The following is a 12,462-nucleotide window of genomic DNA, read 5'->3' as shown; positions in this document are numbered from 1 at the left end:
ACGTGTAGCGTATGGCGTAAAGGCCAATCAGGCCGCAATTTACGCCATTCTCTCGTGTCCGATACGCTTCGAACCGTCAACATACTGGCTTTTGACGACGTACAACTTCTCGATGTCTCCGGGCCCATGCAGGTGTTCGCGTCAGCGAACGAGCTCTGCCTGGAACGCGGCAAACAGCGCCCGTACGAGGTTCGTGTGGTATCGGCGTCCGGTAAAGTGGTGTCTTCCGCGGGTTTAGGACTTGACACCTTTCCGCTACCCGTCGCAGGCGCGGGTGCCGATACGTTCATCGTAGCGGGTGGGCGCGGCGTACATGCCGCGTCGAAAGACCTCACGCTTTTGAGATGGGTGCGTGAACACACTGAAGCAGTGAGAAGGATTGCATCGGTGTGTACTGGCGCCTTTCTGCTGGCGGCGGCGGGACTGCTTGATCAGCGACGCGTTGTAACGCATTGGGCGCATTGTCAGGCGCTTGGTCATCGCTATCCGATGCTGCGCATTGAGCCAGATCCCATTTATATACGGGACGGCGAGGTATGGACCTCGGCAGGTGTTACCGCCGGCATCGATCTTGCCCTCGCGTTCGTGGAGGCGGATTGCGGTCGCGGGCTGGCCTTGGACGTGGCCCGAGAGCTCGTTGTATTTCTTAAACGGCCTGGCGGCCAGGCACAGTTCAGTGCCACATTGCTACTGCAGAACGCCAGCGATGATTTCGAAGCGCTTCACGCATGGATCGCAGAGAACCTCACATCCGATATGTCGGTGCCGGCGCTCGCGAGACGGGCTGGCATGAGTGAGAGAAGCTTCGTGCGTCACTATCGCGACAAAACCGGCAATACACCGGCACGGGCAATCGAATTGTTTCGCACGGAAGCGGCCCTGCGGCTACTTGTCGATACGGCATTGCCAGTCAAACGCATCGCGTTGAAGTGTGGTTTTGGGAGCGAAGATTCCCTGCGGCGAAGTGTCATGAAGGTATGCGCGGTCACGCCGCAAGCCTACCGTGAACGCTTTGGTGGGCAAACGACGTCGCGGTAGCGCGGCAGCGTGCGAAAGCCGGTAACCTTCATTGCCATGCACGAAATGGGTGCGGTCGGCTTCGGACACATTCCTGTAACCCTCTTCCCATGATGATTTCCGATATTCCGCATTAGCACATACGGAAATATTGGTTCGGCCACCGCCGTCCTTTTGCTAACGTCATGCCGATTATTCCGTGAGCGCCGCCTGCTTATCACGCGGCGCTGCCTAAACGAGGTGTCGACATGATGGGAAATCACGCACGGGGCCGAATCGACGGCCGGAGGATAGGAGGAGCGACCGTCCGATGAATGTCTTTTGGTTCATTCCTACCCACGGAGACAGTCGCTACCTGGGGACTTCCGAGGGCGCTCGCGCCGCGGATTTCGACTATTTTCGTCAGATTGCCGTTGCGGCCGACACGCTCGGTTACGAAGGGGTGTTGCTGCCGACGGGGCGATCCTGCGAGGACGCATGGGTTGTCGCATCGTCGCTCATGCCGTTCACGCAGCGTCTTAAATTCCTCGTCGCAATCCGGCCGGGGCTATCTTCTCCTGCCTTGTCGGCGCGAATGGCATCCACGTTCGATCGACTGTCGAAAGGGCGGCTATTGATCAATGTCGTAACGGGCGGCGACCCGGCCGAGCTCGCCGGAGACGGCATTTTTACGGATCATGATACGCGTTACGAAGTGACCGACGAATTCCTGCATATCTGGCGTGGCCTCCTCGCTGCCTCCCATGCGGGCGAGACAATCGAATTCGACGGGAAACACCTGCAAAGCAAAGGCGGGAAGATATTGTATCCGCCAATACAATCGGCGCATCCGCCATTGTGGTTTGGCGGTTCGTCACCGGCGGCGCATGCGATTGCCGCCGATCATATCGATACCTATCTGACGTGGGGCGAAACACCCGACGCCGTTGCCAGAAAGATTGCCGATATACGACAACGGGCGAAGGCGAAAGGGCGAAAGATTACATTCGGCATCCGGCTGCATGTGATCGTGCGCGAGACGGAGGCGGAGGCATGGTCCGATGCGGACAAGCTGATCAGTCGATTGGATGACGATACCATTGCGCGTGCGCAAGCATCGTTTGCAAAGATGGATTCGGAAGGGCAGCGGCGGATGGCGGCACTGCATAATGGCCGACGTGACAAGTTGCAGATTTATCCCCACCTTTGGGCGGGGGTTGGTTTGGTACGTGGCGGTGCGGGGACGGCTCTCGTCGGGAATCCGGAGCAGGTCGCGGCATTGATGAAAGAGTATGCGGCGCTGGGCGTGGAAACCTTCATTCTCTCTGGATACCCGCATCTGGAGGAATCTTACCGCTTCGCGGAGCTGGTATTTCCATTGCTGCCACGGGAGCAGAAAACCCGGTCAGGTGGTCTGTTATCCGGCCCATTTGGTGAAGTCGTCGGCGCGGGCTTGCTGCCGCGTGCCGCGGCATAGCGTGGTACACCCGTTCAGACTTCTTAAAAAACCATATCAAAAGCAGAAATGCTTGGTTTTGCCTGGCTGTCGTGCGAGATAAGCTCCATCAAATTCTACCAGCGATAATTTGGTGAGCCATATGTCCATTTCAGATGACTTTCGGGTTGAAGTCAGGCTTGCACAGACGAGCCCGATGATGTACGCGGATGATTTACGGAATATATGTGCCGCAGCGGCGATGACGTTCTTCGTGATTGTCACTCGCTGTTCATCCGCACATCACGTCTTTGCCGATTCCTTGCTCTGAGCTTTCGACCATGGCTTATTCCCAATCTGAATCATCGCAGCCACACGTGGTCGGATCGCGCGATCCGGGAACCTATCGCGCGTCACATGCCGCGCTACCTTCGCCGGATGCGCGGGCGAAAAGCAAGGGGCAATTCAACCGACGCGTTGCGTTTGTGGGTGCCGTGGCCACCGCGGCGTGGACCGCATTGGCAGCGATCGTCGGCATCTGGCCGAATTACGACGACTTCCCCGAAACAAGCACACTGGCTTGGCTGTCAGTGGTGCTCGCAGCCGTATTGTTCTTCGCGACGATATCGGGATCGCGCAGGCATGCCGAGGCGCTTGCCGATGCGCGCATTGGTGCGATAACGCGCGTGTTCCCGTGGGCAATCGCGCTGGCTGTCGTGTTGTCCGGATGGGAGGTCGTGACAGCAAAGCTGGGTCTCTTGCCCCGGCCGTTTTTCGCGCCGCCGCAGGCCTTGCTGGACGTATTCCGTAACGACTACATCAAGTTGGGAACAAGCCTCCTGTATTCACTGCGGTTATTGTTCCTTGGTTATGTGGCAGGCGCGATGACCGGGTTTGTGGTTGGCGTTGGCGTGGGGTGGTCGCGGATCGTCGGGTATTGGGTCCATCCCATCCTGCGGATCATCGGGCCGTTACCTGCCACCGCGTGGTTGCCACTGGCATTTTTCTTTTTCCCATCCAGCTTCTCCGCGAGCATCTTCCTGATCGCGCTCGCCAGTGGGTTTCCTGTTGCCGTGCTGACATGGTCGGGCGTGGCGAGTGTCAATCCGGCTTTTTACGATATCGCGCGCACGCTGGGTGGAAAGCCTTGGTTCCTGGTCTTGCGTGTTGCCGTGCCAGCGGCGTTGCCATCGGTATTCGTCGGTTTGTTCATGGGACTTGGGGCATCCTTTTCGGTATTGGTCGTCGCCGAGATGATGGGCGTGAAGGCGGGATTGGGCTTCTATCTGCAATGGGCGCAAGGATGGGCCGCGTACGCGAATATGTATGCGGCGTTATTGGTGATGGCGTTGATGTGCTCAGGCCTGATCACGTTGCTATTTGCCGTTCGCGGAAGATTACTTGTATGGCAGAAGGGGCTTCTCAAATGGTAACGATCGTCGAAAACCAGGCGGTATCGGCACATGCATCCATCGGCCCTGCGGTCGGCTATCTGGATATTCGCGATGTCAGCCATGCCTTTGTATTGGATGGCACTTCGTTGCCGGTGTTGGATAACGTACAATTTTCCGCTGAACCGGGCGATTTTGTCGCATTGCTGGGGCCAAGCGGCTGCGGAAAGTCGACGCTGTTACGATTGGTTGCGGGCCTTGAAGCCCCGCGTGAAGGCGCCATCTATTACAACAACGACCGTGTTGCCGGCCCGGATCCGCATCGGGTTGTTGTATTTCAAGACCCAACGCTTTATCCCTGGTTGACCATCCGTCGCAACGTCGGTTTGGGGCCGGCCGCGCAGGGTCGACGCGATGCGGACCGTCGCATCGACGAAGCGTTGGAGACGGTGGGTCTTGCCGCGTTCGCCAATGCCTACCCGCACCAATTGTCAGGTGGCATGGCACAGCGTGCCGCGTTGGCGCGTGCCCTTGTCAATGACCCATCGCTGCTGATCCTGGACGAACCTTTCGGCAAGTTGGATTCGCTGACGCGTTTGAACATGCAAAGTGAGTTATTGGCATTGTGGCATCGGATCCGTTTTACAACGCTTTTGGTGACGCACGATGTGGAAGAGGCATTGTTCATGGCCACGCGCGTGATCGTATTCAGCGACCGCCCTGCGTGCATCATTGCCGATATCCCGAATGATCGACCCTATCCGCGACATCGCGATGATCCGCACCTTGTTGCCTTGCGCCAGCATGTGCTGGGACAACTTGGCGTGGCCGTATCGTGAGCGTGACGTGAAGGATTTCCCTGTCTTTGTAGTATCGGCGGCCCCGGCTGTTGTGAGGCGAAGTACGCCGCCGTTGCACGGGAACTGCTTCGTTATGAAATAAGTAATGACATTAAATTGGTTCCCTGTCTGGTGATTCGAATGCAAAGTGGCGAAGCCAGATCGCGGCGCGGGGCAGAGATGCCCCTGGTCTTGCCGCGTCGTTTCTTGCTGCAAGCGTATTCCGCTAAAACCGATGACCGGAGGGGAATTCATCATGCTAATTGCCTTGGAAGACGAGACCTTCGCTGAGACTGTACTGGGTTACGCCCGCGAAACCGCGCGCGAAAGCAGGCTGGCCTATGCCGGGGGCGTGAGTCCTGCCGACGCCTGGACCTTGGTGTCGCGCGGCGAGGCGCTGCTGGTCGACGTCCGTACCGCCGAAGAACGGAAATTCGTTGGCCATGTGCCCGACACCGTGCATGTGCCGTGGGCGACCGGAACCAGCTTGACACGGAATCCCCGTTTCGTTCGCGAGCTGGAGGCCAAGGCGGGCGGCAAGGACGCCGTGATACTGCTGCTCTGCCGTAGCGGCAACCGCTCGGCACAGGCCGCGGATGCCGCCGCGAAAGCCGGTTTTTCGCACGTGTTCAATGTCCTGGAAGGTTTCGAAGGCGATCTGGATGCCGCGCAGCATCGCGGGGGCGTCAACGGTTGGCGTTTCCGCCAGCTACCTTGGATTCAAGATTAGTTTTGCTTATAAGGGGCACCAACGTGGCCGCATTCGACATCGACGGGATCGTTCGTTCCCTGCATACTGCCCGGCATGATTGGCGTAAGCGTCAGCAGCGCGCCATCGAAGCGGGCGGCCGCGATCTTCCCTCGCCGGACGCACTGAAAGCGATCGTCGATGCCTTGAAAGGCGTGTTGTTTCCCATGCGCCTGGGTCCGCCCGATCTACGCCAGGAAAGTGAAGACCTGTACGTCGCGCACAGCCTGGACGCAGCGTTGAACGCCTTGTTGATTCAGGCGCGGCTCGAGTTGCGCTATTCCGCGCGGTACCGTGACGGTGGCGAGTTGGCCAAGGTCGACGCTCACGACATCGTGCAGACATTCGCGTCGCGGTTGCCGGATATCCGCTCACGTCTTGATGCCGATGTGCTTGCGGCGTTCCAAGGCGATCCCGCGGCGGGCAGCGTCGATGAAGTGCTGCTTTGCTATCCAGGGATTCTTGCAATTATTCACCACCGGCTTGCACACGAATTGTTCACGCTGGGCTTGCCTTTGCTAGCGCGAATGCTTGCCGAGCGCGCGCATGGCGAGACCGGTGTGGATATTCATCCAGGGGCGCGCATAGGTCAAGGCTGTTTCATTGATCATGGGACGGGCGTGGTGATTGGTGAAACGGCGATCATCGGCGAGCGAGTTCGTATCTATCAGGCTGTCACGCTAGGTGCGAAACGCTTTCCACGGGACGCGGCAGGTAATCTCGAAAAAGGTCTCGCACGTCATCCAATCGTCGAGGACGACGTCGTTATTTACGCAGGGGCGACAATACTCGGTCGTATCACGATTGGCCGCGGCGCGGTGATCGGCGGAAACGTCTGGCTGACGCAGGATGTGGCGCCAGGCAGTCACGTGACCCAGGCCGTGGCCTCTACCGCTGTATCCCGTCCGGTGGCCGCACCCGTGCCGTCGGCGCTCCCTACCCGCGCGACGGCATGACACCCTTGATCAGGCAATTCGGTGTGACTGTGAGACGCTACCGCGAAGCGCGGCGATGGTCGCAGGAGCAGCTTGCGGAACATGCCGGCCTCAATCGTTCCTATGTGGGCGAAGTCGAGCGCGGCGAGGTGATCGCGTCCATATTGACCGCGGAGAAACTGGCGAACGCGCTCGATCAACCTATCACATCGCTATTGCGGCAGACAGAACGCCGCCATATTGGCACGCTCAGTAGCGCGGTCGATTGATATTTCATAGGAATATCGGAGTGATGGCTATAGCCTGTTGAGGGCGGCGCGTTCCACTCGTCATAATCTCCGCGCGTTATAAGCTTTCCCGTTTTTCTTCTAACCCGGAGCCCGATATGTCGACCGTAGCAAATGGTCCGACCACGCTGAGCGATCAGGCAGCGCGCCAGCTTGCGAATGCCACGAAGACCGTCCCCCAGCTCGCCACCATTACGCCCCGCTGGCTGACCCACCTCCTTCAATGGGTGCCGGTGGAAGCCGGCATCTACCAATTGAATCAGGTCAAGAATCCTGAGGCAGTGAAGGCCGCATGTACGCAGCGCGAAGACGAACAGGTACTGCCCCAGACGTTCGTGCCCTACGAAGAAGCGCCACGGGAATACTTTCTTAATGCGGTCAGTACCGTTCTGGATGTACATACGCGTATCTCGGACTTGTATAGCAGTCCGCACGATCAGATCAAGGAGCAACTGCGCCTGACGATTGAAACAATCAAGGAGTTGCAGGAAAGCCAACTAATCAATAACGCCGAATACGGCCTGCTGGCCAATGTCACCGACGAGCAGCGCGTGTATCCGTTGACGGGTGCGCCAACACCGGACGATATGGACGAGTTGTTGAGCAAGGTATGGAAGGAGCCGGCATTTTTCCTGACCCATCCGTTGGCGATTGCCGCATTCGGCCGTGAATGCACTCGCCGCGGCGTGCCCCCGCCGACAGTGAGCCTGTTCGGATCGCAGTTCATCACCTGGCGCGGTATCCCGCTGATTCCGTCGGACAAGGTGCCGGTTGCCGATGGCAAGACGTCGATCCTGCTGCTGCGCGTGGGCGATAAACGCCAAGGCGTGGTTGGTCTTTACCAGCCCGGCGTGGCCGGCGAACAAGGTCCCGGTTTGTCGGTACGGTTCATGGGGATCAACAACCAGGCGATTGCTTCTTACTTGATTTCGCTATATTGCTCACTCGCGGTCCATTCACCGGATGCACTCGCGGTTCTCGAAGACGTGGAGATCGGCAAGTACCATGACTACCCCGACACCTACCGCTGATATCGCCAATCCGGGGGCGCAGGCACCGGCGGGATTGCCCGATCCGGGCACACTCGCGCGGCTTGCGACGGCGTTCTTTACGGCATTGCCGGGACAATCGCCCGCATCGTCGCTGGTGCCGGGAAGCGGTGCGCCAGGGGGCGTGACGATAGTATTGCCACAGGCTGTTACCGCATTGAACGTCGCCGCGAATCCCGCCCCCGGGGGCTCGCCGTTCGCAGGGCCCGGCGGCACCGGCACCGGCGCTTCTTCTTCGGGCGTTCCAGTAGGGGCACTTCCTGGAACAAACCTGTTATCGTCGGCACCCACGCAGGTGCTGACACTCGGCAATCGCGCACCGTCGCTTGCACCACATGCATCCGCCGGGAATGATATACCCGATACCGTGGTGACAACCGCACCGACCATCGAGCCGCGTACGGGAGGAACCGCGCTGGGTGGCACACCGGGCATCACTTCCTCTCTTTTCTACTTTATCGACAGCGCATCACATGGATGGCGTGCCCAGCCCGCTGCCGTCGTGCCCCCCGCACGCGCGACGGTGGCACCTGAGGCGTTCGGCCTGCCGGACGCCAACAGCTTGCGTGATTTGCTGTCATCGAACCATCGGCATGCATCCCAGAGCGGTTCGGAAGTGCCCCCACGGTACTTCCTCGACGAGCCGGATGCTCCGGACTACTCGAGAAGACCCATCACCTCGGATCGGCTTGACGGTGAACACCGTTTTACGTCAACGCACGCGACATTCGATGTCGATGCCGTGCGCCGCGATTTCCCGATCCTGCGCGAGCGCGTAAACGGCAAGCCGCTTGTGTGGCTGGATAACGCGGCCACCACGCATAAGCCGCAAGCGGTCATCGATCGTCTTGCGTATTTTTATTCGCATGAGAACTCGAATATCCATCGCGCGGCGCATGCGTTGGCCGGGCGTGCCACCGATGCATACGAGCATGCTCGCGATACCGTACGGCGTTTCATCGGAGCCGCGTCGTCCGACGAGATTATCTTCGTTCGGGGCACGACCGAAGGGATCAACCTGGTGGCAAAGACATGGGGCGAACAGAACGTCGAAGCCGGAGACGATATCATCGTCTCGCATCTCGAACATCACGCGAATATCGTCCCGTGGCAGCAACTGGCTTCGCGGAAGGGCGCGACCTTGAAGGTGATTCCGGTCGACGATTCCGGGCAGGTCAAATTGGATGCATTCCGCCAATTATTGACTCACCGAACCAAGATCGTCTCCGTCACGCAGGTCTCGAATGCACTCGGTACCGTAGTGCCGGTAAAGGAGATTGTCACGCTCGCGCATAGCGTAGGCGCCGTGGCGCTCGTCGACGGTGCGCAATCGATTTCGCATATGCGGGTGAACGTGCAGGCGATCGATGCTGACTTCTTCGTGTTTTCAGGACACAAGATCTACGGTCCGACGGGCATTGGCGCGGTCTATGGAAAGCGTCATTTGCTCGACGCCATGCCGCCTTGGCAGGGCGGTGGCAATATGATTGCCGATGTGACCTTCGAACGGACTGTTTTCCAAGCGCCTCCTAGCCGTTTCGAAGCGGGCACCGGTAACATTGCGGACGCGGTGGGGCTCGGGGCGGCACTCGAATACGTCGATCGCATCGGGATCGAGCGCATTGCACGGTACGAGCATGATCTGCTTGCGTATGCAACCGAACGACTTGGGCGAGTGCCGGGGGTGAGATTGGTTGGTACCGCCAACGAGAAGGCGAGCGTGCTGTCGTTCGTCCTGAAAGGCTATGAAACCGAAGAAGTCGGCCGGGCCCTGAATGATGAAGGGGTCGCCGTGCGGTCTGGTCATCACTGCGCCCAGCCCATATTGCGTCGGTTTGGCCTTGAGGCGACGGTTCGACCTTCGCTGGCGTTCTACAACACACGCGACGAGGTCGATCTCCTGACGTCAGTCGTACGGCGTTTGTCGGGACGGCGCTAAGGAGCGGGCAGCGGCTTAAAACACGAATAAAGCATAAGATAAGCCCAAAAAAATGGTTTTGGCCGTTGCCCTACGACGATAGTCTGGTAATCGTCGTTCCCCTCACCGGGATTGTGGCTCGCTCATCGACCAGTCGTCATCGCGCTCCACAATGCCCTTTACGTCAAAGGATGCTTGCGATGAGTGCAGTGATCAAGGAAGTGGCCGCGAACAGTGTGAAGGTCAAGCCGATATCCGCCCATATCGGTGCCCAAATCGAGGGCGTCGATCTCTCCGTGCCACTACGACCCGAGCAGGTTGTCGCGATCCGAGCGGCATTGCTGAAGTGGCGCGTGATCTTCTTTCGCGACCAACCGCTGACGCATGCGCAGCAGGTTGCATTTTCCGCGCAGTTTGGTGCGTTGACGCTCGGCCACCCGGTGTTTGGACACGTACCGGGGCATCCCGAGGTGTATTCCATCGACAAGTTCCGTCAAGCAACGCGCTTTAGCGGCCAAGGTGTCCAGCGTCCGTGGACCGGCTGGCATACGGACGTGACGGCGGCCGTCAATCCGCCATTTGCTTCCATCCTCCGGGGCGTGACCATCCCGCCGTATGGTGGTGATACCCAATGGACAAATCTGGTAGCGGCATATGAAGCGCTTTCCGCGCCCTTGCGCGCGTTTGTCGACGGCCTGCGCGGGGTACATCGTTTTGCGCCGCCAGCGGGTGTGCATGCCAGCCATGATTACAAGCAGGCCGTGGAGCAACGCATCCTTGTCACCGAGCATCCTCTCGTGCGAGTGCATCCCGAGACCGGGGAGCGGGCACTGTATGTCAGTCCGAGCTTCTTGAAGCATATCGTCGGATTAACGCCGCGCGAGAGTCAGGCGGTGCTCGAATTATTGTGGGAGCATGTGACGCAGCCGCGCTTCACGGTGCGCTTCAAATGGGAAGCCGGCAGCCTAGCATTCTGGGATAACAGATCAACCGCGCACTTGGCTCCCACCGATATTTTCGACCTCGACTTTGATCGGCAGCTTTATCGCACGACCTTGGTGGGGGACATACCGGTGGGACCGGACGGTCGGCCATCTGAAGCATTGGAAGGCTCCCCCGTCAACGCCGCCGCCGCATTGGCGTTGAATTGAGTGCGGGTGTTGACCGTTGACCAGACGGCAGGAGCGCGCCGTCATTGTCCAGGTCGGTGCTTCGAAAGCAGGACGCGATTTCGCGACGCGTCACGCCGGATTGCCTTCACCGCCCCACTGAACCTCAATGCCGCCGTGGCGTTCTATCGCGATCGGAAGCGTTGCATGTCGTCAGTATTTACGCATTTGTTCGTCTGAACCTGATCGGTACGCCTGAGTCTATCGCAAGGGACTTCATGGAATCGTTCGAACAGGACGCTGCGGATGGCTTCGTGCTGAAAGGAACCAACGCCTTTTGCACCGTTGCGAATGAAGTGTTTCCGATCTTGCGGGAAAGAGGCATTTTGCGCCGCCTGCCAGCAAGGGATGGACGTTCCCGCAGGCGCTGTACCGCGGGTCGTCTGCGCTCATACGCTAGTGTGGGCATAGATTTACGCCGATCGGTTTGTCTATTTGCTATTGCAAAAATAAAAAATATCATCGCCCGTCTCACAACTTGCTCAAAAAATGTCATTTGATACGGGCGTGGTCTGAACATTGCTACGTTACCGTTGCCGGTGATTCACTAATTCATAAAGGAATGGCAATGACGACAACGACAAAGATTTTGAACGGCCTGATTGAAACTTCAATTGATGGTGAAAAAGGGTTCCGCAAGGCTGCTGAGGATACGCAAGATAGTGGCCTTAAAGCGCTGTTTATTGAACGGGCGGGGGAGTGCGCGGCAGCGGTAACCGAACTACAGGCAGAAGTAGGCAGATTAGGTGCATCGCCGGAAGATGAAGGCTCGTTTGCCGGCACGTTGCATCGTGGTTGGCTTTCGGTGAAAGCGGCCGTGGCGTCGCATGACGATCTGGCGGTCCTTGAGGAAGTCGAGCGTGGGGAAGATGCCGCCAAGAAGAATTATCGTGAAGCACTTGCCCAAGATCTTCCGCCGGAAGTGCGTACGTTGATCGAAAAACAAAATCAAGGTGTCATTCGTAACCACGATCGTATTCGCGATCTGCGTAACGAGCGGCGCGCGGCTAAATAATAGAGCGGGAGTGACTGCGGCCGCGTCAATGGCATGCTATGTCTCATCTGAATCGGCGTGATCCTTGAAGCGGCGCATGAAGGACAGAATAATTAGCGCCAGGATGGCGCTCGTGACCGCTGTCGCTTCTCGCCCCATGCCGGCCGCTACACCAACCGCCGCGGTCAGCCAGAGACTCGCTGCGGTGGTCAAGCCATGAATGGCGCGATCCTTGTCAATTTTGATAATGGCCCCTGCCCCTAAAAAACCAATGCCCGCGATAAGTCCTTGGAGCACGCGGCTCATATCGACAATGGTCATCCCGCTTTGCAGCGGCATAAGCACGAACATGGCCGCCCCGAGTCCCACGAGCATATGTGTTCTCAGTCCGGCCGCGGATTGGCGGCTCTCCCGCTCATAACCAATGGCGCCGCTCAGCGCGATGGCGACCAACAGGCGAATCAGAAGCTCGGTCCATTGCGAAGCGTCATGGAGATCAGAGAACTCCTTCACGATGACCTGACCTATTTCGTGTAATACGGATGGCATAACGCATACTCCATGACAAATTGGAGTAACTATAGCGTGAAATGAGGTAGAAAATTACCGGGTGAAGGGACTGACCGACAATGTTGGTCAACCATCCGTGTCCGTTCCGAATTGGTCCTTGTAGCGATGATCCGTTACGCTTTTCTCGCCCA

13 protein-coding genes are annotated in these 12,462 nt (G+C 58.4%); 12 read left to right on the top strand and 1 reads right to left on the bottom strand.

Translation table 11 applies throughout. From position 1 onward, the window contains the following. Positions 1 to 54 precede the first annotated feature (54 nt). The 12 genes from WM40_RS02285 (at position 55) to WM40_RS02230 (ending at position 11,782) form a co-directional block, all read left to right on the top strand. Positions 55 to 1,038: a GlxA family transcriptional regulator gene (locus tag WM40_RS02285; protein ID WP_024904813.1), complete on the top strand. Its 984-nt coding sequence runs from the start codon at positions 55 to 57 to the stop codon at positions 1,036 to 1,038. 289 nt (positions 1,039 to 1,327) lie between these two features. Continuing rightward, the gene (gene ssuD / locus WM40_RS02280) at positions 1,328 to 2,473 is read left to right on the top strand and encodes an FMNH2-dependent alkanesulfonate monooxygenase (protein ID WP_046152057.1); all 1,146 of its coding nucleotides are present in this window, start codon (positions 1,328 to 1,330) and stop codon (positions 2,471 to 2,473) included. A 299-nt stretch (positions 2,474 to 2,772) separates the two neighbouring features. Beyond that, the gene (locus WM40_RS02275; protein ID WP_024904811.1) at positions 2,773 to 3,864 is read left to right on the top strand and encodes an ABC transporter permease; all 1,092 of its coding nucleotides are present in this window, start codon (positions 2,773 to 2,775) and stop codon (positions 3,862 to 3,864) included. Further along, entirely contained in the window at positions 3,858 to 4,661 is an 804-nt protein-coding gene (locus WM40_RS02270; protein ID WP_024904810.1) for an ABC transporter ATP-binding protein, read from the top strand. Before WM40_RS02275 ends, WM40_RS02270 begins: the two co-directional genes overlap by 7 nt. 256 nt (positions 4,662 to 4,917) lie before the next feature. Next, on the top strand, positions 4,918 to 5,391 hold the full coding sequence (locus tag WM40_RS02265; RefSeq protein ID WP_024904809.1) for a rhodanese-like domain-containing protein: 474 nt from the start codon (positions 4,918 to 4,920) through the stop codon (positions 5,389 to 5,391). A 23-nt stretch (positions 5,392 to 5,414) separates the two neighbouring features. Then, entirely contained in the window at positions 5,415 to 6,365 is a 951-nt protein-coding gene (epsC, locus tag WM40_RS02260; RefSeq protein WP_024904808.1) for a serine O-acetyltransferase EpsC, read from the top strand. Beyond that, on the top strand, positions 6,362 to 6,613 hold the full coding sequence (locus WM40_RS02255) for a helix-turn-helix domain-containing protein (RefSeq protein ID WP_024904807.1): 252 nt from the start codon (positions 6,362 to 6,364) through the stop codon (positions 6,611 to 6,613). Before epsC ends, WM40_RS02255 begins: the two co-directional genes overlap by 4 nt. A gap of 116 nt (positions 6,614 to 6,729) precedes the next feature. After that, the gene (locus WM40_RS02250) at positions 6,730 to 7,662 is read left to right on the top strand and encodes a family 2A encapsulin nanocompartment shell protein (RefSeq protein WP_046152056.1); all 933 of its coding nucleotides are present in this window, start codon (positions 6,730 to 6,732) and stop codon (positions 7,660 to 7,662) included. Then, positions 7,637 to 9,619: a family 2A encapsulin nanocompartment cargo protein cysteine desulfurase gene (locus tag WM40_RS02245; protein ID WP_046152055.1), complete on the top strand. Its 1,983-nt coding sequence runs from the start codon at positions 7,637 to 7,639 to the stop codon at positions 9,617 to 9,619. Before WM40_RS02250 ends, WM40_RS02245 begins: the two co-directional genes overlap by 26 nt. A 179-nt stretch (positions 9,620 to 9,798) precedes the next feature. Next, positions 9,799 to 10,749: a TauD/TfdA dioxygenase family protein gene (locus WM40_RS02240; protein WP_024904804.1), complete on the top strand. Its 951-nt coding sequence runs from the start codon at positions 9,799 to 9,801 to the stop codon at positions 10,747 to 10,749. Between the two features lie 236 nt (positions 10,750 to 10,985). Then, positions 10,986 to 11,267 carry a hypothetical protein gene (locus tag WM40_RS29875; protein WP_157685139.1) on the top strand — a complete coding sequence of 94 codons (282 nt, stop codon included), beginning with the start codon at positions 10,986 to 10,988 and terminating at the stop codon, positions 11,265 to 11,267. Between the two features lie 68 nt (positions 11,268 to 11,335). Next, positions 11,336 to 11,782: a PA2169 family four-helix-bundle protein gene (locus WM40_RS02230; RefSeq protein WP_046152148.1), complete on the top strand. Its 447-nt coding sequence runs from the start codon at positions 11,336 to 11,338 to the stop codon at positions 11,780 to 11,782. Between the two features lie 36 nt (positions 11,783 to 11,818). Here the strand turns inward: WM40_RS02230 and WM40_RS02225 are convergent, their stop codons facing one another. Then, a complete protein-coding gene (locus WM40_RS02225) occupies positions 11,819 to 12,310 on the bottom strand; it encodes an MgtC/SapB family protein (RefSeq protein WP_046152053.1) in 492 nt (163 codons plus the stop codon). Positions 12,311 to 12,462: the final 152 nt, after the last annotated feature.

Source organism: Robbsia andropogonis (assembly GCF_000970345.1).
Classification (GTDB): Bacteria; Pseudomonadota; Gammaproteobacteria; order Burkholderiales; family Burkholderiaceae; genus Robbsia; species Robbsia andropogonis.
This window is presented reverse-complemented; position numbering and strand designations above follow the sequence as displayed.

Coding starts and splice junctions, on each gene's coding strand:
- ssuD (WP_046152057.1), top strand. CDS start 1,328: ATGAATGTCTTTTGGTTCATTCCTACCCACGGAGACAGTCGCTACCTG.
- WM40_RS02275 (WP_024904811.1), top strand. CDS start 2,773: ATGGCTTATTCCCAATCTGAATCATCGCAGCCACACGTGGTCGGATCG.
- WM40_RS02270 (WP_024904810.1), top strand. CDS start 3,858: ATGGTAACGATCGTCGAAAACCAGGCGGTATCGGCACATGCATCCATC.
- WM40_RS02265 (WP_024904809.1), top strand. CDS start 4,918: ATGCTAATTGCCTTGGAAGACGAGACCTTCGCTGAGACTGTACTGGGT.
- WM40_RS02255 (WP_024904807.1), top strand. CDS start 6,362: ATGACACCCTTGATCAGGCAATTCGGTGTGACTGTGAGACGCTACCGC.
- WM40_RS02250 (WP_046152056.1), top strand. CDS start 6,730: ATGTCGACCGTAGCAAATGGTCCGACCACGCTGAGCGATCAGGCAGCG.
- WM40_RS02245 (WP_046152055.1), top strand. CDS start 7,637: ATGACTACCCCGACACCTACCGCTGATATCGCCAATCCGGGGGCGCAG.
- WM40_RS02240 (WP_024904804.1), top strand. CDS start 9,799: ATGAGTGCAGTGATCAAGGAAGTGGCCGCGAACAGTGTGAAGGTCAAG.
- WM40_RS29875 (WP_157685139.1), top strand. CDS start 10,986: ATGGAATCGTTCGAACAGGACGCTGCGGATGGCTTCGTGCTGAAAGGA.
- WM40_RS02230 (WP_046152148.1), top strand. CDS start 11,336: ATGACGACAACGACAAAGATTTTGAACGGCCTGATTGAAACTTCAATT.
- WM40_RS02225 (WP_046152053.1), bottom strand. CDS start 12,310: ATGCCATCCGTATTACACGAAATAGGTCAGGTCATCGTGAAGGAGTTC.